The sequence below is a fragment of the Streptomyces sp. NPDC047117 genome (assembly GCF_040643545.1).
Taxonomy (GTDB): Bacteria; Actinomycetota; Actinomycetes; order Streptomycetales; family Streptomycetaceae; genus Streptomyces.
The window spans coordinates 324210-345843 of sequence record NZ_JBEYUN010000003.1 but is presented as its reverse complement, the minus strand read 5'-3'; the positions used below and the strand labels follow the sequence as shown (position 1 = coordinate 345843).

Sequence of the window (21634 nt, the reverse complement as noted above, 5' to 3'; positions counted from 1 at the left end):
GGCGGGTGATGGGACCGCAGCCAAGTGACTGTCAGACGATGATGTCTCCGGGCCGCGACTGTACGGCGTTCAGGGTGGAGAGAGTCTGCTCGTCGAGTGTGATGGCGCCGACGGCGACGTTGGCCTCGAGGTGTTCGGCGTTGGCGGTACCGGGGATGAGCAGCACGTTCGGGGCGTGGTGGAGCAGCCAGGCCAGAGCGACCTGGGCAGGTGTGACGCCGAGGTCACGCGCGGCGGTGAGGACCGCGGGTTCGTCGGTGACCTTCGGCATGCCCGCGAAGGCGCTGCCGAGGGGGAAGTAGGGAACCCAGGCAATGCCTTCCTGAAGGCAGAGGCGGAGCATGTCCTCGTCGTCGCGGGCCACGAGGCTGTAGGCGTTTTGCACACACGCGATGTCCGCGGGCAGGGCGGTGCGCAGGACGTCGAGGGAGACGCTGCTGAGGCCGATCGCGCCGATTTTGCCTTCGCCGCGCAGGGCGGTCATCTCGGCGAGCTGATCGTCGAGGGGGACAGCTTGGTCCCCTTCGGCACGCAGGCCGGGGCCGGTGTCGGTGCGGCGGAGGTTGACCAGGGGGATCTGTTCCATGCCCAGTGTCGTCAGGTTGTCCTCGACGGCGGCCCGCAGCTGTTCGGGGCGCTGGGCGAGGCGGAGGGGAAGCGGGCCCTCGGTGTCGGGCTCGGCACCGACCTTGCTCACCACCATGACGTCGTCCTCCGGGCGGACGGCTTCGCGGATCACTTCGTTCACGAAGCCGTGGCCGTAGAACTGTGCGGTGTCGATGTGGTCGATGCCGAGCTCGATGCAGCGGCGCAGTATCGCGATCGCTGCCTTGCGGTCGTTGCGCAGGCGCTCCAGCTGCATCGCGCCGAAGCCGATCCGGGAGACGGTGCGGCCTGCGAGGTCCCCAGGGCCGCCGGCGCGCTGCGCGCCGGTCGCGGTGACGGGAAGAGATCGGGCGGGGGAAGCCATGGGCTCTCTCCTTCGCGTGGGATCATAGGCAAAACGGAGTCACTCCGTTTTGCTCACCGCTTCACCGTAGCACTAACCGGAGGTCCTCCGTTTTGCCTGAGACCGAGCCCCCGACCACCGGCAGCAGCGCGTCGGCGCCCGACCGGCCCGCACGCGCCGACGCGCGACGCAACCGCGACAAGCTCCTCGCCGCAGCCCGGGACGCCTTCGCCGCAACGCCGGACGCCGTTCCGCTGGACGCCGTCGCCCGCGCGGCCGGCGTCGGGATCGGCACGCTGTACCGGCACTTCCCCACCCGCGAGGCGCTCGTGGAGGCCGTGTACGCCGCGGAACTCGACAAGGTCGTCGCCAGTGCACCACCGCTCCTCGACGAGCTGGAGCCCGCGGCCGCACTGCGCGCATGGCTGACTCAGTACGCGGCGTTCTTCAAAATAAAGCGCGGCATGTCCGACACACTGCGCGCCGGCTGGGCATCGGGCACCATCGCCACGCCCGCAACCCGGGAGCGCATCACCGCCACCATCGCCATGATGCTGAGCCGCGGCGCAGAGGCCGGTTCGCTGCGCTCGGACGTCGACCCGGAGGACGTCACGATGATGGTCCTCGGCGTCTTCCTCTCCACCACGGCGACGGACTCGACGGAGAAGACCGACCAACTCCTCGACCTGATCGTCGACGCACTCCGCCCGCGCCCCGAGCCGAAGAGCCGCTGACGGGCCCGCCGCTGAACGCGTGTCACACTTAGGTTAGCCTAACTTTGCTTGATTGGGTGGAGCGAACTCCGCGGGACGCAGTCAAGGAGTGGACATGGGGAACCTCAGCGGGAAGGTCGCGCTGGTCACCGGCAGCAGTCGGGGCATCGGGCGGGGCATCGCCGAACGCCTGGCCCGGGACGGCGCTCTGGTGGCCGTGCACTACGGCAGCAACGAGGCGGCGGCCGAGGAGACCGCCACCGCCATCGCCGAGGCAGGCGGCCGGGCGTTCATCGTGGGCGCCCAGCTGGGCGTTCACGACGACGTGGACACGCTCATGGCCGGGCTGGAGACCGGACTGGGCGCGCACGGGGAATCGGCGATCGACATCCTGGTTCACAACGCGGGGCTCAACCTCATGGGGCGACCGATCGAGGTTCTCACCCCTGAGGAGTTCGACCAGATGGTCGCGGTCAACGTCAAAGCACCGTTCTTCCTCACTCAGCGACTGCTGCCACGGCTGCGCGACGGCGGCCGCATCATCAACATCTCGTCCGTCTCCACTCGGATCGCCTCCGCCCACGGCATCGGATATCCGCTCACCAAGGGCGCACTCGAAGTGTTCAGCCACACCCTGGCCAAGCACCTCGGCCCCCGCGGAATCACCGTGAATTCCGTCGCCGTCGGATTCACCCGTACCGATATGACCGCCGAAGTGCTGGCCGATCCGGCGAATATGGAGCGGAACATCAGCCTGACCGCTCTCGGCCGGATCGGCCAGGTCACGGACATCGCCGACGCGGTCGCCTTTCTGGCCTCCGACGATGCCCGCTGGGTCACCGGCACCAGGGTCGACGTCACCGGCGGCGTCGGCCTGTAGCAACCTCCGTCGTCACCGGCCGGCCAGCGTGACGAGGATGGTGGCGGCCAGCGCTGCTCGCGCGAGCATGCCGGATACGTACGTGCTCTCCGAACGGGCATGGGCGCCATGGCCGACCGCACCGATGCCGTCCAGTACCGGTACGCCGGCGGCTGCGAGGAAGTTGCCGTCGCTCGCTCCGCCGACCGAGGCCTCGGGCAGGTCGTACCCGAGCAGTCGTGCACAGGCTTTCGCCAAGCGGGCGAGTGCGGCGACTTGCTCGCTTCGTTCGAAGACGGGTCGGTTCCAGTCCCCCGTGACCTGCAATTGTGTACGGGGGTCGATGGGTTTCAGGGCTCCGAGGGCCTGCGTGATGCGTTGCTGTTCGGCGGCGGATGCCACGCGCACGTCGAGGCGTGCGGTGGCTCGGCCTGCCGTGACATTGCTGCGCGTGCCGCCTTCGATCACTCCGACGTTGAGGGAAGTTCCGGCTTCGTGGTCGCGCAGTTGCGTCAAGTGGAATATCTGGTGAGCCAGTTCGTCCACGGCACTGGCTCCTGCGGTGGGGTCCAGTCCGGCGTGGGCCTCGGTGCCGATGACCGTGAGGGCGAATAGTCCGACCCCCTTGCGGGCGGTCTTGATGGCGCCGTCGGCTGCGCCTTCGAAGACCATGGCGAGCCGGGCGTCGCGGGCTTCCTCGACGATGGCCTCGTGCGAGGCGAGGCTTCCGGTCTCCTCGTCGCCGTTGAGAATGAGGGTGAGGGCCGGGCGGGGCAGGTCGAGGGCGTCGAGCGCACGTAGCGCCCATACGGCCTGGACGAGGCCAGCCTTCATGTCGAAGACGCCGGGCCCGGTGATGAGGTCGCCCTCCCGGCGGAAGGGCCAGGTGTCCAGGGTGCCGGTAGGCCACACGGTGTCGTAGTGGCCCACCAGCATGACGGTCCGGTCGTCGGCCGCTGTCGCCCCGCGCGCCGGATAGCGGCGGATCAGGATGTCTCCGGCCTCGTCGCGCGGGAGGACCTTCTCCGTCTCCGGTGCCCCCAGGCGCTGGTCCAGCCAGTCGCGCAACCAGGTCAGGCAGGTGTCCAAGGCGTCCAGGTCGTCGCTGGCACTGCCCTGCGCCGTGTACGCCGCGAGGTCGGCGATCATCTCTTCGCGGTGGCGCTCCAGCCAGCGCTGCACTGCCGTGGCTTTGTCGCTGTCGGGCACGGAGTCAGCAGCCGGCTGTGTGGCGAGCCTGTCGAGTTCGGCGATCCGGGCTTCGGTCATCTTCTGGGGTGCGCCTTCGAGTTCGTGCAGTCCGTCCATGACGGACTGCAGCAGGGGCGTGGGCAGGCCCTCCTGTGCGGCGTACGCGATGATGTCGGTGTAGTGCGTGGTGACTTCGACGGGCCGGTGGCGTACGGCCAGGTCGCGCCAGATGCCGCTGCGGTCCTTGGTCTGAGTGCGCAGCCAGGCGGTGAGGCGGTCGAAGGCGGCATGGCATGCTGCGACGTCGCTTCCCTGCCTGAAGGGGTGAGGGTCGAAGGCGTCGAACCGCTCCAGCTTGACGCCGCGTTGGTCGGCCACGGCGAAGATCTCCCCCGTCAGCCCGGCCATGGCGGGACGGTGGCGGTCGATGAGGTCCGCCATGGGGGCGTCGGCGAGTGCTGTGGCCGCGAGCATGGCTCCGAACCCGGCCTTCGCCCACAGGTAACCCTCGACGTTGACGCTGGCCTGAGCGGGGCCCCAGCTCTGCAGGTCGGCGACCAGGTCGCGGACGCGGTCACTGACAGGCGCACCGTTGGGTTCGCCGATGACCAGGGCTCCGGCGCCACCATCTTGGATCACGCCCGGTTCGATGACGTCGGCGAAGATGTTGACGAAGGCCGCGATGGTGCGGTGGGCGCCGATGCGGCGGGCGATCAGGTCCTCGTTGAACCCGTTCTGTACGGAGACGACGTACCCGTTCGGGTCCAGGCGAGGGGCGATCCAGTCGATGGCGCTTTGGGTGGCCTGTGCCTTCACGGCCAGGAGGACACGTTCCAGGGGGCGGGTGAACTTCTCCGATCCGGCGACCGTATCCGATTCAGTGAATTCCTCCGGCGTGGCGGCAGTCACCGGGATGCTCGTTCGGCCGTCGCCCCGGGCGAGGACGAGTCCGTGCGTACGTATGGCGTCGATGTGGGTGCGGTCGGTGTCGATGACGGTGACCGGGTGGCCCGCGCGGGCGAGGGCGAACGCGAGGGTGCCGCCGATCGCTCCCGCACCGACGATGGTGTAGGCGGCTCGTTCGGAGCTGTGGTCGGCTCGTTCAGGGCTGTGGTCGCTCATCCGGCGTGTTCCTCGTGTTCCTCTGTCGTGGTGGCTGCCGCAACGGGCTCGGCGGCCGCGGTGGCGCGGGTGTCGTGGGACTGCCAGATGCGGGGCAGGTGGAGGGCTCCCGCGCTGGACCCGCCGTCGACGCGGAGGATCTCTCCGGTGATCCAGGAGGAGTCGGGCCCTGCGAGCCAGCACACGGCCCGTGCGATGTCCTGTGGCGTACCGGGGCGGCCGAGCGGGTTGGCGCTGATGGCCTCGGCGTACTCGGCGGAGACCGGATTGCAGTCGCTGTCGACCAGGACGAAGCCGGGGCTGACCGCGTTGACGCGAATGGCATGCCTGCCCAGTTCCAGGGCTGCGGCCCGGGTGGCCATGTCCAGCGCCGCCTTGGAGCTGGCGTACGGTCCGCCGCCCGGCCGTGAGCGCAGGGCCGCGCCGGAGGAGATGTTGATGACGGCACCGGGCCGGCCCGCCGCGATGGCGAGGCGGGCGAAGGCTGCGGTCGTCAGCACGGGGGCGCGGAGGTTGACCGCGAACAGCCGGTCCCAGGCGGCTGCGTCGACGTCGGCCATGTCCAGGGAGGGGTAGAGGCCCGCGGCGTTGACCAGGACGTCCACCGGGCCGTGTGCGGCCCAGGCCTCTTCGACCAGAGTGGCGGGTGCATCGGGGTCGGTCAGGTCCGCGGTGCGAGTCGCGGCGCTCGCACCGAAGCGGGAGGCGGTGGCGTGGAGTGCGTCGGGGTCGCGGTCGGCGAGCGTCAGGGAGGCGCCCTGTGCGGCGAATGCCTCGGCGATCGCGCTGCCGATGCCGCCCGCAGCGCCGGTGATGAGTACGTGCGGCATCAGTGGAATTCCTTGTCCTTGGTCTCGGGCATCGTGAGGTAGACGACGAGGGAGATCAGCGCGGCGGCGGCCACGTAGATCCACAACATGTCGCTGTGCCCGCTCTCGTGCAGCCACGTGGTGACGTAGGGGGCCGTACCACCGAAGAGGGCGACGGCGAGCGCGTAGGGCAGGGCGATGCCGGTGGCGCGCACTTCCGCCGGGAACTGCTCGGCCATGATGACGGCGCAGTTGGCGGAGTAGCCGAGGATCATCAGCATGCCTACGAGCTGGACCAGGAAGAGGCTGAGGAAGTTGTTGTGGAGCAGGTGCAGCAGCGGCCAGGCCAGGACGACGAATCCGCCGGCGAATCCGGCCATCGTCGGCTTGCGTCCGATGCGGTCCGAGAGCAGGCCGGCGAACGGCAGTGCGATCACGAAGATGATCAGGCACAGGGTCTGTGAGAGCAGGGCCGTCTTCAGTGGGATGCCGGTGGTCAAATTCGCGTACGTGGGAAGGTAGTTGACCCAGATGTAGTAGGTGAGGGTGCCCGCGATCGTGATGCCGACGACGCGGAGGGTGGCTGCCGGGTGCTCGACAAACATGGCCTTGACGGGGTTGGTGCGAGTGCGGCCGCTCCCCTGGGCCTGGGTGAAGGACTGGGTGTCCTCGACGGAGACCCGCAGCCACAGGCCCACCAGTCCGAGCAGTCCTCCAAGGATGAACGCCACGCGCCAGCCCCAGGAGTGCAGCGTTTCGTCGCTGAGCATCGAGGTGGTGAGGGTGCCCAGGAGCGAGGCGATCAGGACGCCGCCGGCGACCGAGACCTGCTGCCAGGACCCGGCGAAGGCGCGGCGGCCCCGGGCTGCGGATTCGACGAGGAAGGCGGAGGACGAGCCGAATTCACCACCGGCGGAGAAGCCCTGTACGAGGCGGGCGATGAGCAGCAGCAGGGGCGAGAGCACACCGATGGTCTCGTAGGACGGGGTGATGGCGATGATGAATCCGGCGCCCGCCATCAGGGCGACGGTGAGTGCCATGCCCTTCTTGCGGCCACGGCGGTCCGCGTAGGCCCCGAGTACCGCGGCGCCGACGGGGCGCATGACGAATCCGACCGCGAACACCGCGAGGGTCGACAGCAGTGCGACCGCGCCGTTCCCCTTGGGGAAGAACTCGTCAGCGATGATCTTCGCGAAGATCGAATAGAGCGCCCAGTCCACCCATTCGACGGTGTTGCCGATGGTGCCTGCGACGATGGCCTTGCGCTGGGCGCCATTCAGTTTGCCTGTGGGCGAGCCGCCGCTGTTCTCTCTTCGGGAGCCGGCGGGCGTGACAGATCCAGTGTTCATGGCGAGTGCTCCGGGGCGTCAGAGGCGGGGTGGGATGAGGCGGAGCTGTTCAGCATGTTGCCTGCGGTGTCGGCCAGTTGGGCGTGGGTGGCGAACCAGACGTCGCGGTGTGCGGTGATGTGGTCGAGCAGTTCCCGCAGCACCACCAGGCGTGAGCGGTGGCCGATGACATGTGGGTGCAGCGTGAGCTGGAAGACGCCGCCGGCACGGTAGGCGGCGTCGAACTCGTCCCGCCAGATCTCCCCGACGTCGCGGGGCCTGGTGTAGGGGCGGGCGGATCCGTAGCGGTCCATCGTGAAATACGGCGCGTCGTCCCGGATCCAGTCGACGGGGATTTCGACCAGTCCGGTGGGCCGCCCGCCGGCGACGATCTCGTACGGCTCGTCGTCGGCCATGAGCGAGGAGTCGTAGGCGAATCCGAGTTCGAGCATGATGTCGAGGGTGGATTCCGAGAAGTCCCAGGAGGGGGTCCGGATCCCGACCGGGCGCTGTCCGGTCAGCGTCGTGAGGGTGTCCAGGGCGCGTGCGGTCAGCTCGCGCTCATCGCTGTGGTCCAGGAGCATGTTCCGCTCGTGGATCCAGCCGTGGACGGCCAGTTCGTGCCCGTCCCGGGTGTAGGCGCGGGCTTCTTCCGGGTGGAGGAGCGCCGAGACGGCCGGCATGAAGAACGTCGCGGGTACGCCGTAGTGCGCCAGCAGTCGCAGGATCCGCGGGGCGCCGGCGCGTGCACCGTATTCGCCCTGGGCCAATCGGCCGGGGCTGGTCTCGCCGTCGCGCAGGGGGATCGTCTCGTGGTCGGAGTCGAAGGAGAGGGCGACGGCGACGCGGGCACCGTCAGGCCAGCGCTCGGGGAGCAGGCGCCGTCCGGCGCGTACGGCGTCGACGTGGCCGCGCCACGTGCTCTCGGGCCAGCGCCAGCTCTCTGCGGGCAGGCTGAAGCCTTCTGGGGGCATGATGACTCCACGGTGGTGATACGGGGCTGGGGCGGAGCGGCGATACGGCCGCTGCGGGCGGCGACGATGTGTCGTGCAGAACCGGTGGGACCAGCGGCTCAGGTGGTCAGCCGGATGGTCGGGTGGTGCGGTCCATCCGGTGCCATGAGTACTTCATCGTGACGAGGTGCAGTGTCACGTCGGAGGCGATGAGTCCGGGCAGCGTCCCGATGACGTCGCTGGTGTAGTGCAGGAGGTCGGCACGCCGGGGCAGCACCATGTGTCCGGCGAGGTTGAAGCGCCCGGTCGCCGCGGCGAGGAATTTCGTTCCCGGGTGCCTGGCGAGCTGTCTGCCCGCGGCTTCCAACTGGTCGGGCTTGATGGAGAGCCACACCATGAACTCCGCGTCGTAGCCGAGGAGGGATGGTTCGACGAGCGTGCGGAACTGGAGGATGCCGCGGGAGATGAGCCGGTCCAGAGCACGCGCGACACTGGACTCTGCACGGTCCAGGCGCCGGGCCAGCACGCTGATCTGTGTCCGGCCGTCCTCCCTCAGCGCTGTGATGATTTCCTGCTCCAGCGGGGTGAGCGCGTGTGGCGCACGGTCCCGGTCGGCGCGGTCGCAGGAGGCCGAGGACGAGGCCGGTCTCAGGTCGGCGGCTGCCGCGGGAGGAAGCAGCCCGGTGTCCCACATCGCCGCCGAGGTGAACGCCCGGATCACGGGGACCGCCTCGGTGCTCGTGATGAGGTCCGCCGCCGGCAGGTCGGTGAAGAGCATCCGCATCATCTCCTCGTTGTCACGGGCGACGAAGTCGACGATGAGATCGGCCGACCCGGTGACGACGGCCACGAAGCGGACATCGGGGCTCGCGGCGAAGCGGTCCGCGACCTCCAGTCCGCGACCGGGGCGGGCCTGCACCCGGACCAGCATGGAGGAGCCCTCCCGAGTCCGGTCCAGTTCCAGGGTGCCGATGACCCGTAGCAGCCCTCGCTCGCGCAGGGCCGTGTAGCGGCGCTGGGCGGTGGTCTCGCTGGCACCCACCCAACGCGCTACCGCGCTCCACGGGGCACGACCGTTGAGCTGGAGGGCTGCGATGACGCGGCGGTCCAGCTCGTCGATGGAGTCCGCGAGGGCTTCCTGGGTCATGTGCCGAAGCTAACCAGCGACTTTCCGCCAGTCAATGGCGGAATCCTGCATCAATGCTGGTCAGCGCGCTGGTATCCGGCATCGCGAGCCTTGAACGGAAGCAAAAGCGCAGATCCGGCCCGCTCAGGCGGATGAACAGCGCATGCAGGATTTCACCACGGCCGTTGCAGGAAAAGCCCCGCTGAACTGCCCCACTGAACTGCCCCATCGAATTGCCCCGCTGAGAAGCTCCGCTGGAGAGCTCCACCGGGTGCCCTCCCCCGGCCGAGACCCGCGAGCCGTGCCACGAGCCCTGCTGCGGGCGGTCAGCGAAGGGCTGTGGCGTTGGCGGGTGAGCCGACTCCGCCGGTGAGGTTGAGCGGTTTGACGGTAAGGAGGCTGTCCCAGCGGCCGGTGGCGCGGCAGTCCTGAGTGAGGGCCGTCAGGTTCCACAGTTCGCCCAGGGGGAGGCCCAGTTTGGCGATCAGCTCCTGATGCATCATGCCGTTGTCCTCGGGTGCGCTGTGGTGGAAGTCGCTGTTCTCCAGTACGGGGAGGACTTCGACGGCGAAGGTGTCGGTGGCCATCAGGGCGATGCGATGGTCCCAGCACCACGCGGCGAAGGCACGGCTCTGCGCGAAGCCGGTGGCGTGGCGCCGGTCACGGGTTTCGGCGCGCTGTTCGGGGGTGGTGGCAAGGTACCAGTCCGCCCAGCCGGTGTGCACCATGACCAGGTCACCTGATTCGACGTGGCAGCCCTGTTCGGCCAGGGCGTCGTCGAGGAGGTCGGGGGTGAGGGCGGGTCCGTCGGCGTGGTGCAGGGGTGTGCCGCGGTCGCGAAGCAGTCCCTCGACATCGATCAGCAGGCCGCGGCCGGCCAGGGGCAGCTCGGCCCAGAGCTGCACGCCCAGGCGAGGACTGCGGGGCGAGATGTCGTGGTCGGGTACGCCGTTGTAGAAGCCGTGTCCGGAGGCGCGGCGGTGGCGCAGTCCGTCGATCTGGGTGCTTGCCTGGAGGTGGAAGTTGTCCAGGACGTCATCGCGTGCTTGGTCGTGCTTGGCGGTGATGCGGTGCTGGGGAATGCCGCGGGCCTTGGACATGGGCGGGTCGAAGGCGTCCAGGGGGTAATCCAGGTTGAAGGCACTGCCCTGAACGACGGTGCCGGCTGCGCGGCGGATCTGGGGTGGGCCGGCGAAGTTGGCCATGCCTCGTTCGGGCTGGTCGGTGAAGAGATGCCAGCTGGAGCCTGCCGGGGCGTCGGTTCGTTCGGTGAGCTGTCGGTAGGTGGGCAGAGGCACGTGGGCGACTTTCTGTCAGGGGCAGCGCGCCGCGACGGCGTCGGCTGCCCTGCGTACTTCGTTGATGAGGCGTGTGTGGTCGTCGTCGGTGAGTTCGCCGCTGGATCCGGTGATGCTGAGTGCGCCCAGTACGTCCTCGCCGTGGCGGATGGGTGCGCTGACGGCGGTGACGTTCAGGGCGCGTTCGCTGAGGGACAGGGCGTAGCCGTCGTGCTGGACCTGCTGGAGATCGGCCCTCAGATCATCGGCGGTGATGTGTTCGCCGGAGATACGGGTGAAGGGGGCGGCCTGCTCGATGAGGGTGTCGAGTTCGGTGTCGGGCAGCCATGCGGCCAGCGCCTTGCCGGCGCCGAGGTGCAGGGGGAGCTTCTCGCCGATGGGGAGTTGGTAGCGCAGGGGGTTGCGGCCCTGGACACGCGCGATGAGTACGCGGGCGAGTCCGACACGTACGTACAGGCTGGCCGTCTGGCTGGTGGTGGCGGCCAGTTCCTGCAGGACGGGAAGGGCGATCTGGCTGAGGCGGTTGTTGACCAGGAAGGCGTGGGCGGTGGCGACGGCCGCGGGGCCGGCGACGTAGCCGGTGTCCTCCTTCGCCGCGTAGCCACGCTCGATGAGCACATTGAGGATGCGCTGAACGGTGGCGACGTGCAGGTTCGCGCGGCGTGCCACCTCGCTCAGGCGCAGGGGCTGGCGGGTGTCCTCCAGGACGCCCAGGACGTCGAAGGCCCGGTCGAGGGACCGCATGGCAGAAGCGGGTGGGGTGGTGGCCACGGAAGGACTCCTCGATGGTCTGCTCGGCACACGTTGGTCTTGATAAGAGTTATCAGCATGCGAGCGGGAAGTGGATCGCACAAGATCCACCCAGGAGGCAGAGCAATCCGGGAACAGTGGTGTTCCGGGGAGTGGTAACGATCCCGTAGACAGTGGTCCTACTGCGCGCGGCCGGCGTTCGCCGTGTGCTCGGGGAGCCGGTCGTTCTCCGCGTCGTCCCGGGCGTCCTGTGACCGTCGGTAGGAGAGGACGAAGGAGAGGATGCCGCAGATGCTCGCGGCGATGCAGGTCGGCGGCTGGGCACTGCTTTCCACCTGCATCACCCACCGGGCGTCGCCGAGGACGATGCCGAGGGTCTGACCGAGGACGGTGACGACGCCGCCGGCCAGGAAGACGAGGATGCTGAGGCGGAAGAGAGGTTGCAGGAGACGGTGAGCCATGGTGCGGCCTCCGGTTCAGACGGGCAGGACGCCGGTGGCCACCGCGGCGCCGATGAGCAGGATGGGAACGCAGTAGTAGGCGGCCAGCGGCAGGAACGTGCGGGACGGATCGATGCCGGCGATGCCGCTGGCGACGTAGATGGGGGCGCCGGACGGAGGTGAGGCGCCCTCGGTGGAGGCGAAGATGAGCACCGCGACGCAGGCGGTGGCGGGCGGTACTCCGGCGCCGACCAGGGAGGAGACGGCGACCGGGCCGATGGCGGCCATGGTGGCGCTGGCGGTGAGGGGGATGGCCACACCGACGACGAGTACGCCCACGATCAGCGCCATGGCCCACAGCGGGGCGTCCACCCCGGCCAGCAGATCCGTCAGCTGCTGCGGCAGGCCCAGCTCCCCCAACACGTTGGATGCGGAGAAGGCCGCCACGATGGTGACACCGATGACACCGAACTGGGGTGCCGCGCCGCCGAGCACCTGCCACCACTCACGGCCGGAGCGCGGCAGGTGGCGCCGTCCCAGGATCAGGACCGTGGCGATCAGCAGGACGGGTATCCAGGTGATCAGGCTGATGGCGTCGGACATCGTGGTGCCGACCCGGTCGCTCAGGGCAGCGCCGGAGGGGCCCTTGGTCAGCAGCAACGGCACCACGATCGCGGCAAAGAGGAACAGGCTCGTCCAGCCCGCGCTCAGGCTCCTGCGGAGCGGCATCAGGTCGGCGCGGTCCATCGGCTGGATCTTGTGGCGGCGCACCATGATGAACGCAGCGACCATGCGGTAGCCCAGACACCACAGGCCGCCCAGGAACAGGGGCAGCACGATGTCGTCGGTGGTGGCCATGGAGGCCACACCGGCGGTTCCCATGAGGATGAACATGGTGGAGCTGAAGGGGAAGGTCACGCCCATGCCGGCGCCCCCGGCGGCCACGGTGGCCGCGAGCTCGCCGCTGACCTTCGAGCGCTTCATCCAGGGAATCGTCACCGACCCGACCGCCGCGGTCACCGCCGCGCCGACATGGGCGATGGCGCCGAAGATGCCGGCGGCCAGGGTGGAGGTGTAGACCGGGCCACCCCGCAACCTCCCCAACAGGGAGTTGAGGATGCCCAGCAGTTGGTCGAGGACGGGGGTGCGGGCGAGCAGGTAGCTCATGAAGACGAAGGCCAGCGCGGCGAAGGTGACCTCCTCCTGCATGGCCTCGGCGAACCCGCTCCACATGACGTGCCCGATGTCCCCGCCGGCGAACAGGCCGGTGACCAGGAAGCCGACGATCAGCGCCTCGCCGATGTTGCGTTTGAGGACGGCGTTCCACACGATGATGGCCACCACGTAGCAGCCCAGTGCCCATACGGCGATCACGATGCTCCTCCTGGCGTGCCGACGGCCATGGCGCGGATGTCGGCGCGCCGCCGTGCTTCCTCGGCCTCGACTTCGCGGGCGGCGACCAGGACGGAGGCCGCGCGGTCGGCCGGGACGACGGCAACGCCGTCGCCGTCCGCCGCCACGAGGTCACCGGGCCGGCAGACCACGCCGCCCACGGCGACCGGCACACCGACCCGGCCGGGACCGAACTTGTACGGGCCGGCCGGAGTGACAGCGCGCGCCCACACCGGGAAGCCCATCTCGGCCAGGACCTCGACGTCGCGGGCGGCGCCGTCGAGCACCATACCCACCACGCCGCGTGCCCTGGCGCGCTCGGCGATCAGCTCTCCGATCAACGCACGGGACACATCGCCCTCACCGTTGACGACCATGATGTCACCGGGCTCGGCGACCTTGATGGCCTGGTGAAGCGCCTGATTGTCACCGGCCCGGGTCCACACCGTCAATGCACGGCCCACCGCCCGTGCCCCCGGCCACAACGCGCTGATGCCGGAATGCAGCAGCCCCAGCCGCTCCGTGGCATCCCCGATGTTCGCCGTCGGCAGGCCCGCGTAGGAGGCCAGCAGTTCCGGAGTCAGCCGGGTGGTGTCACGCAGCCCCTCGGCGCGGCCCGCGAGGAAGTGCAGCCGGCTGATTTCGCGCGCCAGCCCCGTATCGAGGCCGAGCTCCGCCACGAGCTCCGCGGCCGCCGCCACCTCGCGCCCCCGGCGGTCGGCGTGCTTGAACGTACCGTGGTACAGACGCTCCAGCGCACTCTCACCGTCGACGAGTTCCTTCGCGATCTGCTCGCGCACCCAGGGCTCGTCACCGGCCGCACGCCCCGCGTCCACGGCCTCCACGATGACGGCCCCCAGACCCTTCATGAACAGGCTGCGCAGCAGCTTGCGCGCCGAGGCCGCCCCGGGCTCGTCCCCCAGATCCTCCACCGGCGCCCCGAGGGTGCCGAAGTAATCCGCGATCACGGATGCTCCCTGGCCACTGGCCACCAGAGCGGTCCGGTGGCGGTACTTCGGCACTGACCCGATCACGGAAACATCCGCGAAGACCGCCCGGGAGCCCTTGGAGATCACGTCGGCGATCTGCCGCTTCAGCTCCGGCGCACCGGCGTTCATATCGGCGTAGACGGTCGTCGCCTCCAGGTGCGGGGCCACGTCCTGCGCAACGGCCGGCGCAGCCTTGGCGCCCGTAAGGCTCAGTACCAGGTCACAGCCCTGCACCGCCTCGACCGCCGTGGCTGCACGCGCCACGCCCGACGGGGTGGGCACATCGCCCGGATCGAACCCGCTCACTTCCCAGTCATGTTCCGCGAAGCCCGTCGCATACAGGGCACCGGCTTCACCCAGGCCCAGAATTCCGACCTTCATTGCCATCCTCTTCTCACACAGCGATAAGTTCTCTCATGGAGTGCGCGAGGATGTTGCTCTGTCGCAACGCAGGCGTCAAGAGCCGGCGAATGATCGATCAAATTCGGCCACGGACGAGGTCCATTGGTGAGGGTTGGGGAGGCGAGTGGGGGCGTCCGGAGAAGCCGATCGATCCGCAGGACGGACCCGTCGCGCGGTTCGCGTACGAGCTACGCAAACTCCGCGCCGAGGCAAGCACTCCGGGCTACGCGCCATGGCCCGCCGTGCGGGCTACTCCCCCGAGTCCCTCTCCCAGGCCGCGGCGGGCGAACGCCTGCCAACGCTCCCGGTGGCTCTCGCCTACGCGCAGGCCTGCCACGGTGGCGCGGAGGAGCGGCGGCACCGCTGGGAGCGAGCGCACGCAGAGGTCACGGCACTGCCGCGTGCCTCCGGACGGGAGCCGCATCGTGACCACAAGTGCCGACGACTCCGCGCGTCTGCGGGACCTCAACGCCGACTGGGTGATGGCCGCCGCCCCCGCAGTGAAGTACCCATCCCCGTCGCCCCTGTTCAGGTGGTCATCGCGTTGTAGTGCGCGGCGATGCGGTCGCCCGGGAGTTCGTACGCGTACACCGCCACCTTGCCGATGCCACCGGGGAAGAAGGAGCGGAGACCCGCGGTGGCGATGCGCATGGGGGACGTGGTGTTCGCGGGCTCGATAGTGAGCGTGGCGAGGGAGTCCTGGTCCCTCTGATCACCGTTCTTGAAGATCTTGGTGTATCCCATGGGGTACGGCGCGTCGCGCACAACGGTGTTGATGACCAGCACGTAGTAAATCCACTCCCCCACCTCCACCGGGTCCTGGAAGTAGGAGCCCACGCCCTCTCCACCTTTCCGGTTGAAGGCATAGCCGGAGATGCGGTTGGCGCGGCCCTCCGTGTTGTCCAGGGAGTACATACGAGCGGCCCACTCCCGGTTGTCCCCTCCGCCGTAGGTGATCTTCCCAAGCCAGTGGACGTAGCCACTGCTCTCCACGTTCGGCGGGGTGAGATTGTCCGGGCGCATCCAGGCCTCGATGGTGAGGATTCCGGTGGTGGGTACGGACAGCGAGTCGTCGTCGGGCACCTCGACGTACTCCGCCGGTGTGCCATCGAAGACCGAGGCGGTGTCCCCGTTGGGGAGAGGGCCGGTACCCGGGGTTCCGTGGTACGCGGCAGTCAGGTGGCCCGCCAGGGATGTCTCCTTCTCCCTGCCGCCCAGTGGGAGGTAGAGAACGGGAGTGTCGGAGAGAACGATGTCGTCATAGGCGCTCATGAGCACGTCCTTGGAAGAGCGCTGACATTCTGAAAGTCACGGCCGAGCTGCCGTAGTGCCGCTGTGAACAGCGGTGCTGGCGCAGACAGCTTGCCTGCGCACTTCCATGGTCGTACGAGGGCTGTTCTTCGTCAGGCACTGCTTTCGGCCAACGTTGCCGGGTGACCCTGGCAGTCACCTCAGGGAGAACCCTGAACCGGGCCCTGGCGCCCTTCCTGCCTGCGCGGCGTACGTTCGCGGCACCGCCGGCTTCTGGCTGGTCGACGGCTGATGGACGAGGGCCGAAGGAGTCGTTGAGCATGTCACAGTACGGGCTCATGCCGAGCGAAAGTGATGGCTACGAGACTGAGTTCGCCGCCGAGATGCAGGACCCCGGTGAGTTCGAACTTCAAGGCGCCGAGGCCGAGTTCGGCAGCGCGTCCGAGGAGTGGGAAGGTCTGCAGGAGGGCGGTGAGCCCGCGGAGAGCACCCTGCCGTCCATGGAGAGCCCACTCGGCGAGACGGACGAGGTCCAGTTGGCCGCGGAGCTGATGGAGGTGACGACCGAGGCCGAACTCGAGCAGTTCCTCGGGAAGCTTTTCAAAAACGTGTCTCGCGGGGTGGGCGGCTTTCTGCGGTCCCCCGTAGGGCGCTCGCTGGGCGGCATCTTCAAGAACGTCGCGAAGGCCGCCCTGCCCATTGCCGGCAGGGTACTCGGTTCGTTCGTCGCGCCGGGCGTCGGCACACTCATCGGCGGCAAGCTGGGATCGATGGCGGGCAACCTCTTCGAGGTCGACACGGAAGGTGCCGACCGCGAAGAGCAGGAGTTCGAGATCGCCCGCCGCTTCGTACGGCTGGCAGCCACCGCAGCGGGTAACGCCGCACTCGATCCCCGCAGGGCCGCGCCTCAGATGCTGGCGCGGGACGCCGCACTGTCGGCCGCCCGCCGTTATGCTCCGGGCCTCGCCCGGCGCTTCCGTGCCTTCGCATCCCCGGCCCCCTGGTACTGGCCGGCACCGGTGCCCACCTGCTCCTGTGCGCATGGCCAAGCCGGCTACTCGCCCCAGAGCGCGGGCCAGGAGATGCCGGTAAGCGAAGAGACCGGCCCGGATGGGATGGTTGCCGACGGTCAGGCGACTGCCCGGGCACGGTCCGGTCGCTGGATACGCCAGGGGCGCAAGATCGTCATCCTGGGGGCCTGAGCACCATGGAGGCGTACGCGGAAGCGGGCTCGTATCTGTCCGGAGAGGCGCATGCCCTGCTGGCCCGGCTCGACCGGGTGCGTCCCTTCGCGCTGTACGAGACGATGGTGCCCGCCGCCGCCCTGTCACCGGACGCACAGACAGCGATCGAACACTTCCTCGCCCGTGGCCAGGCGGATCTCCGGCGTCGGGTCCAGGCGTTTCTCGCCTGGCTCGACAGCACCGGCCGAGCGACACCGCCCGAAGTGGCACAGCGCCGCTTCGTTGCGCTGCGCGGCGGTTTCCATGACGTCCTGGGCCAGTTCGATCTGTTCCAGGAGGTCATCACCCAGCGCAGCGAACGGGAGACCGGGGTCTGGCTCTCCGGGCTGGACGTCGCCGCGGTCGAAGCGCTCACCGTGCCGGGTACGGTCCTCGACACACCGGTGCCGGTCGCCTGTTACCTGGACCGTGGGCCGGGAGGCGCGATCCGTCGGATCAACACCCGCGTACCCGGCCGCGCTCGCAGCCCCCTCGCACTGATCAGGATCCCCCGCGAACGCATGATCGGCCACGGGATAGGGGCTTCCCTGCTGCACGAGGTCGGTCATCAAGTGGCGGCGTTGCTCGATCTCGTCGGTTCGCTGCGGGCCGCACTGTACGACGCGGAGCGCCGGTGCCGGGACGCGGCTTCCCGCACCGCCTTCGCGTACTGGGGCCGTACGGTCTCGGAGATCGTGGCCGACTTCTTCGCGGTGGGAAAGCTCGGGATCGCCGCAACGCTCGGACTGATGTCGGTCGTCAGTCTTCCCCGGCGTTTTGTGTTCGTTGCGGTACCGGGCGACCCCCACCCGTTTCCATACATCCGGGTGAGACTGAGTTGCGCCATGGGCGATGCACTGCATCCGCACCCGCAGTGGCGCAGTCTCAGCAACCTGTGGGGGACGCTCTACCCCCTGCCGCGGGTACCGGATGAGCTGAGCGTTCTCGTTCGAGCGCTGGAGGGCTCGATGCCGCGCTTCGTGGATCTGCTGCTGCGGCACCGCCCGCCCTCATTGAACGGCGCGCGGATGACCGAACTGGTGCCACAGTCCGCACGTGCGCCGCAGCTCCTTGCGGCCAGGTACCGGAGTTGGGTCGTGGAGCCGTCCCTGATGCGCGCCGCACCACCGTCCGTCGTCTTCGCGGTCCTGGGCCAGGCCAGGAGCACCGCGTTGATCACCCCTGAGGAGGAGAGCCGCCTCCTGGGTGATCTGATCACGCATTGGGCGCTGTCCAGCACTCTCGGTACCGCCACGAGGTGTGCGGCACTGCCCGGCAAGGCATTCAGCGAGAGTTGAGGGGGCCGGTCATGCCCGTCACCATCGAACCTTCCTCTGCAACCGTCCAGCAAGGCGGACGCATCGCCTTCATCACCAAGGAGCAGCCCCCCAACCTTCCCGTCGAGTGGGAAGTCCTCGGAGTGCAGGACTCTCCGGTGAAAGACCGCCGTAACCCGTACCGTGCGTGGTGGAACGTGTCGCCGGAACAGTCTCCGGGTGACTACATCGTCCGCGTGGTCATCACCCTCAAACCAGGCCAGACGATCGGCACCACCGACCCCAACGACCTTGCCAACGCGGTGATGGCTGTCAACGAGGTCGACGTCGGAGAGATCACCATCCAAGTGGTCCCTGCCATTCGGCCTCCCTTCTCCTCGGGGGACAACGTCCAGGTCCAGATGAACCCCGCGGCGACCTTCCCCGAGGACGACCAGGCGCTGTGGAGCCTCATCCGCAACAGCACGGACCGCATCTCGTTCGAGGAGTACGACGCCTGGCTGGAACCGATCATGTGCAACCCCGCGCTGCTCAACGCCGCACTCAGCAAGATCGTTCCACCGCGGGAGAAGCCCGACTTGGCAGCGCTGCCGTTCCCCGGTGTCGACGCCTACCAGTTGCTCAAGAGGGCCACCGAGGTCTTCCTGCTCGCCGAGTGCGGTGTTTTCGTCTCGTCCAACAAGGACGTCATCGATAAACTGGTGGGCCGACTCGACCTGCGGGAAGAACGGGAGCGGTACGGCGAACGGGTCCTACCGGACGACCCGTTCAGGCAAGCGATCACGAACCGCTGGCGGAGGTACATCTCCGCCGATCCCAAGGGGGCAGCGGGCCATAACGACCCCGCGGTACTGCCCTACCTGGGAGTGATCCAGCGCAACCTCCCGGGGGTACTCCTCAGGAGCGCCCACAGCTTCGGCGTCGACACCTGCTACGGCATCCTTGAGGACAAGCTGCGCTACCCCTTCCTCCTGGAATTCATCTGGTCCTACTGGCATGAAGAAGGCATGCTGTGCTCCTCGCTGGACGCGGTGGCCAACCGCTTCCAGAACCTGCGGGGCACACTGGGACCCGACCCTCTGGCCCAGTTGGAGACCGACCCGCTGCGCGCGCTCGGCCAGCTGCTCTGGGGCTATGTGCAGGACGAACAACACCGGTTGACGGCAGTACGGCGGGCCTACGAGTACGACCACCAGTACGGCATCACCCAACTCCCGCTCGGCGCACCGGCGCTGCGGCCGGCAGACAGCAGGCCTCGCTTCCTGGAGGCATTCCACACCCTGCTGAACCTCACCTCGGTGTTCTTCCGGGAGGACGACGACACCACCGTGCTCGCCGACGGTTTCCCCGTGCTCAACGCGCTCAAGGACGTGCATCTGCTGCTCACCGAAGGCCAGCACAACCAGTACGGAGACCTCCCGTGGACAGCACGGCAGGAGATGCTGATCCAGGAGTGGCTGCTCTCGCGGCGGGAGATGCGCGAGTTCCTCCCCACGCGGACGATGGTCGCCTACCCGGAGCGGTGGATGGGCCAGGTCGACTGCATGAAGCGGCTGCAGGGCTGGTCGCCGGACAGTGTCATCCACTTCCGTGATCTGGGGCAGTTCGGTGAACAGCTACTGCTGTCAGTACGGTTCGGCAACTGGAACGCCGTGATCGACCGGTCACAGGCTGCCCAGTGGGCCCGCTACTGGCGTACGGAGATTCAGGGGTACGTGCACGCGTACCGCTCGGTCACCGGCGTCGACCTCGGTGTCGAAAGGACCGATGCGCGCATCGACGTGACCATGCCCGCGATTCATCTGCGCCGCCGACTGGCCGACCAGTCCGGCAGGCGGACCGTTTCCGGTGCCGAGTCCGCCACCGCACCGGCCGTTGGGTACACACCGCGAGCCCAGCTGTCGCCGCAGCCCGTGCGGCAACTGCCCGCCGTTCAGCCCCGTGTTGCCTTTCCCGGCCGGCCGTCCTCCGGTGCGCCCGCCCAGCTTCCGCCGGGCACACCGAGCCGGCCCCTGCCCGGACGACCGGAAGGCAGGTAGGGACATGACAGCTGTGCCTCCTGTCGCTCTGCAGCAGAGCACCGAAGAGGTCGCGTCGACCGCCCTCGCCCGCAAGGTGGAACGGAACCGGCAGTACGCGGCATCACTGGGGTGGGGAGCCCACCTGCCCGCGCTCCGGCGCGCGCTCAACCCCAAGCGCACCGGATGGGACGACGCCGCGCTGGTGACCGAGGCAGCCAAGTGGCAGGCCAGGACCGGTCTCGCCGCTGACGGCCTGATCGGCCCGGCAACCTGGTCCTTGCTGCGTGTCGCCGCGGGGCTCGGCAAGGACCCGGCGATATCGGCTCAGCTGCCGGACAACGGCCCCGGCTTCTACGGCACGGGCCCGGCCGACCGTCGCTACGGAAGGGCCGAGACGGTTCGGGCCCTGCAAGCGGTGGCGGCGGCCTGGCAGCAGGCGCGCCCCCGCGGCCCCAGGATCGGTATCGGTGACATCGGTCTGCGTGGCGGCGGTCCGATCACGGGTCATGGATCACACCGGCTCGGTCTGGACGTCGACATCCGGCCGCTGCGGGACGACGGTCGGGAAGCACCGGTTGTGCAGGGGCACCCCGGCTATTCCCGGGCACTCACTCAGGAGCTCGTCGACCGGCTGCGCGCCAACGGTGTACTCCGCGTGCACTTCATCCTGTTCAACGACCCGGGCGTGCGGGGCGTGCAGCGGTGGGACAACCACGACAACCACCTGCACGTGCGCTTCGCTTCCCCGAAAGCAGCACCGGCCTCGCAGACCGCCGCGCCGGCCGCCGCGGTACCGGTCCCACAGCACGCCGGCGGTGCGGCGGTCCGGCCGGCCGCGGCGGGCACAATAGCTCTCGGCACTCTGACGACACTGGCGCCCGGCCCGGCAGGTACGGCGCCTCCCTACCGGTTCAGCCCGGAGGACCTGCTGTGGACGGCACGCTTCATCATCGGGGAAAGCGGCGGCCGTGACGACCTGGAGACCCATGCGGTCCTGTACGCCATGTTCAACCGCTACGCACTGCTGACCCGCCGCCATTACGCCACCTTCGAGGCATTCCTCAGGGCCTATTCGACACCCCTGCAACAGGTCCTCAAGGACTGGCGCGCCGCCCGTCGCCATATGCACCGTCCCGACTACGTCCGTACCGGTGACACCTACAAAGCGCCCGCCCCGCCGGGAATCCCCCGTGGCCAGTTACGAGGGTTCCACCGACTGCAGCAGTCGCGGTGGGACCAGCTGCCCGACGCCGCCCGTAGCGCTGCCTTTCGCGCCCTCACCGGAGCGATTCCCAACCCCATCGGCAACGCGACCGAATTCGGCAGCACCTGGCAGTACTTCCGCGACGCACATCGCCGAAGCCCGAACCTCGCGGAATGGCAGCAGTACACCGTGGCGCTCGCACAGCGGAAGGGCTGGTCGTGGATCGGCCCGGTGCCCGGCATCGACCAGACGAAGAACGCCTTCTTCACCGACCGCAGGCTCGCCGGGCTCCCCCGCGGAGCCGTCCGCATCCTGCCGCCCTGACGGGAGAGCGGTC

The 21634-nt window shown here is 68.8% G+C and carries 19 protein-coding genes and 1 pseudogene; 7 read left to right on the top strand and 13 right to left on the bottom strand.

The features are described from left to right. Positions 1-31: 31 nt before the first annotated feature. Positions 32-970, bottom strand: coding sequence for an aldo/keto reductase (locus tag ABZ840_RS07595; RefSeq protein ID WP_361554816.1), 939 nt, complete (start codon positions 968-970; stop codon positions 32-34). A 92-nt stretch (positions 971-1062) separates the two neighbouring features. Between ABZ840_RS07595 and ABZ840_RS07590 the strand changes: the two genes are divergently transcribed. Then, positions 1063-1683, top strand: coding sequence for a TetR/AcrR family transcriptional regulator (locus tag ABZ840_RS07590; RefSeq protein WP_361554813.1), 621 nt, complete (start codon positions 1063-1065; stop codon positions 1681-1683). Between the two features lie 94 nt (positions 1684-1777). Beyond that, positions 1778-2542, top strand: a complete 765-nt coding sequence (locus ABZ840_RS07585) for an SDR family oxidoreductase (protein WP_361554810.1) — start codon at positions 1778-1780, stop codon at positions 2540-2542. Between the two features lie 12 nt (positions 2543-2554). Here ABZ840_RS07585 and ABZ840_RS07580 read toward each other — a convergent pair whose 3' ends face one another. The 11 genes from ABZ840_RS07580 to ABZ840_RS07530 all read right to left on the bottom strand — a co-directional run bounded on the left by ABZ840_RS07580 (position 2555) and on the right by ABZ840_RS07530 (position 14300). Further along, positions 2555-4834, bottom strand: coding sequence for a M20/M25/M40 family metallo-hydrolase (locus ABZ840_RS07580; RefSeq protein ID WP_361554807.1), 2280 nt, complete (start codon positions 4832-4834; stop codon positions 2555-2557). Continuing rightward, entirely contained in the window at positions 4831-5664 is an 834-nt protein-coding gene (locus tag ABZ840_RS07575) for an SDR family oxidoreductase (RefSeq protein ID WP_361554804.1), read from the bottom strand. The genes ABZ840_RS07580 and ABZ840_RS07575 overlap by 4 nt, the downstream gene beginning before the upstream one ends. Beyond that, the gene (locus ABZ840_RS07570) at positions 5664-6992 is read right to left on the bottom strand and encodes an MFS transporter (protein ID WP_361554801.1); all 1329 of its coding nucleotides are present in this window, start codon (positions 6990-6992) and stop codon (positions 5664-5666) included. The genes ABZ840_RS07575 and ABZ840_RS07570 overlap by 1 nt, the downstream gene beginning before the upstream one ends. Further along, positions 6989-7945, bottom strand: coding sequence for a polysaccharide deacetylase (locus tag ABZ840_RS07565; RefSeq protein ID WP_361554798.1), 957 nt, complete (start codon positions 7943-7945; stop codon positions 6989-6991). Before ABZ840_RS07565 ends, ABZ840_RS07570 begins: the two co-directional genes overlap by 4 nt. A 106-nt stretch (positions 7946-8051) precedes the next feature. Then, complete coding sequence (locus ABZ840_RS07560) at positions 8052-9071, bottom strand: Lrp/AsnC family transcriptional regulator (RefSeq protein WP_361554795.1); 1020 nt, start codon at positions 9069-9071, stop codon at positions 8052-8054. 31 nt (positions 9072-9102) lie between these two features. Next, the gene (locus tag ABZ840_RS07555) at positions 9103-9318 is read right to left on the bottom strand and encodes a hypothetical protein (RefSeq protein WP_361554792.1); all 216 of its coding nucleotides are present in this window, start codon (positions 9316-9318) and stop codon (positions 9103-9105) included. 58 nt (positions 9319-9376) lie between these two features. Beyond that, positions 9377-10348, bottom strand: coding sequence for a cyclase family protein (locus ABZ840_RS07550; protein ID WP_361554790.1), 972 nt, complete (start codon positions 10346-10348; stop codon positions 9377-9379). Between the two features lie 15 nt (positions 10349-10363). Further along, on the bottom strand, positions 10364-11119 hold the full coding sequence (locus tag ABZ840_RS07545) for an IclR family transcriptional regulator (protein ID WP_361554787.1): 756 nt from the start codon (positions 11117-11119) through the stop codon (positions 10364-10366). Positions 11120-11277: 158 nt separating this feature from the next. Continuing rightward, a complete protein-coding gene (locus ABZ840_RS07540) occupies positions 11278-11559 on the bottom strand; it encodes a hypothetical protein (RefSeq protein ID WP_361554784.1) in 282 nt (93 codons plus the stop codon). 15 nt (positions 11560-11574) lie between these two features. Beyond that, complete coding sequence (locus tag ABZ840_RS07535) at positions 11575-12912, bottom strand: TRAP transporter large permease subunit (protein ID WP_361554781.1); 1338 nt, start codon at positions 12910-12912, stop codon at positions 11575-11577. Continuing rightward, on the bottom strand, positions 12909-14300 hold the full coding sequence (locus tag ABZ840_RS07530; RefSeq protein ID WP_361554778.1) for a DUF1932 domain-containing protein: 1392 nt from the start codon (positions 14298-14300) through the stop codon (positions 12909-12911). The genes ABZ840_RS07535 and ABZ840_RS07530 overlap by 4 nt, the downstream gene beginning before the upstream one ends. An 89-nt stretch (positions 14301-14389) precedes the next feature. On the opposite strand from ABZ840_RS07530, the pseudogene ABZ840_RS07525 reads away from it, so the two are divergent. Beyond that, positions 14390-14661 (top strand): annotated as a pseudogene (locus tag ABZ840_RS07525) (helix-turn-helix transcriptional regulator); the annotation flags it as partial. A 188-nt stretch (positions 14662-14849) separates the two neighbouring features. On the opposite strand, the gene ABZ840_RS07520 reads toward ABZ840_RS07525, so the two are convergent. Further along, complete coding sequence (locus tag ABZ840_RS07520) at positions 14850-15593, bottom strand: LamG-like jellyroll fold domain-containing protein (protein ID WP_361554775.1); 744 nt, start codon at positions 15591-15593, stop codon at positions 14850-14852. 299 nt (positions 15594-15892) lie between these two features. On the opposite strand from ABZ840_RS07520, the gene ABZ840_RS07515 reads away from it, so the two are divergent. From ABZ840_RS07515 to ABZ840_RS07500, 4 genes are read left to right on the top strand one after another with little or no spacing between them, the layout of a single operon-like run. Then, a complete protein-coding gene (locus tag ABZ840_RS07515) occupies positions 15893-16774 on the top strand; it encodes a hypothetical protein (protein ID WP_361554772.1) in 882 nt (293 codons plus the stop codon). Positions 16775-16779: 5 nt separating this feature from the next. Continuing rightward, positions 16780-18093 carry a hypothetical protein gene (locus ABZ840_RS07510; protein WP_361554769.1) on the top strand — a complete coding sequence of 438 codons (1314 nt, stop codon included), beginning with the start codon at positions 16780-16782 and terminating at the stop codon, positions 18091-18093. 11 nt (positions 18094-18104) lie between these two features. Beyond that, complete coding sequence (locus tag ABZ840_RS07505; RefSeq protein ID WP_361554766.1) at positions 18105-20111, top strand: hypothetical protein; 2007 nt, start codon at positions 18105-18107, stop codon at positions 20109-20111. Between the two features lie 4 nt (positions 20112-20115). Next, the gene (locus ABZ840_RS07500; RefSeq protein ID WP_361554763.1) at positions 20116-21621 is read left to right on the top strand and encodes a penicillin-insensitive murein endopeptidase; all 1506 of its coding nucleotides are present in this window, start codon (positions 20116-20118) and stop codon (positions 21619-21621) included. Positions 21622-21634 lie beyond the last annotated feature (13 nt).

Excerpts from the sequence above, each read along its gene's own strand:
- ABZ840_RS07595 (WP_361554816.1), bottom strand. The coding sequence starts at position 970 with ATGGCTTCCCCCGCCCGATCTCTTCCCGTCACCGCGACCGGCGCGCAG.
- ABZ840_RS07585 (WP_361554810.1), top strand. The coding sequence starts at position 1,778 with ATGGGGAACCTCAGCGGGAAGGTCGCGCTGGTCACCGGCAGCAGTCGG.
- ABZ840_RS07580 (WP_361554807.1), bottom strand. The coding sequence starts at position 4,834 with ATGAGCGACCACAGCCCTGAACGAGCCGACCACAGCTCCGAACGAGCC.
- ABZ840_RS07575 (WP_361554804.1), bottom strand. The coding sequence starts at position 5,664 with ATGCCGCACGTACTCATCACCGGCGCTGCGGGCGGCATCGGCAGCGCG.
- ABZ840_RS07570 (WP_361554801.1), bottom strand. The coding sequence starts at position 6,992 with ATGAACACTGGATCTGTCACGCCCGCCGGCTCCCGAAGAGAGAACAGC.
- ABZ840_RS07565 (WP_361554798.1), bottom strand. The coding sequence starts at position 7,945 with ATGCCCCCAGAAGGCTTCAGCCTGCCCGCAGAGAGCTGGCGCTGGCCC.
- ABZ840_RS07560 (WP_361554795.1), bottom strand. The coding sequence starts at position 9,071 with ATGACCCAGGAAGCCCTCGCGGACTCCATCGACGAGCTGGACCGCCGC.
- ABZ840_RS07540 (WP_361554784.1), bottom strand. The coding sequence starts at position 11,559 with ATGGCTCACCGTCTCCTGCAACCTCTCTTCCGCCTCAGCATCCTCGTC.
- ABZ840_RS07530 (WP_361554778.1), bottom strand. The coding sequence starts at position 14,300 with ATGAAGGTCGGAATTCTGGGCCTGGGTGAAGCCGGTGCCCTGTATGCG.
- ABZ840_RS07520 (WP_361554775.1), bottom strand. The coding sequence starts at position 15,593 with ATGAGCGCCTATGACGACATCGTTCTCTCCGACACTCCCGTTCTCTAC.
- ABZ840_RS07515 (WP_361554772.1), top strand. The coding sequence starts at position 15,893 with ATGTCACAGTACGGGCTCATGCCGAGCGAAAGTGATGGCTACGAGACT.
- ABZ840_RS07510 (WP_361554769.1), top strand. The coding sequence starts at position 16,780 with ATGGAGGCGTACGCGGAAGCGGGCTCGTATCTGTCCGGAGAGGCGCAT.
- ABZ840_RS07505 (WP_361554766.1), top strand. The coding sequence starts at position 18,105 with ATGCCCGTCACCATCGAACCTTCCTCTGCAACCGTCCAGCAAGGCGGA.
- ABZ840_RS07500 (WP_361554763.1), top strand. The coding sequence starts at position 20,116 with ATGACAGCTGTGCCTCCTGTCGCTCTGCAGCAGAGCACCGAAGAGGTC.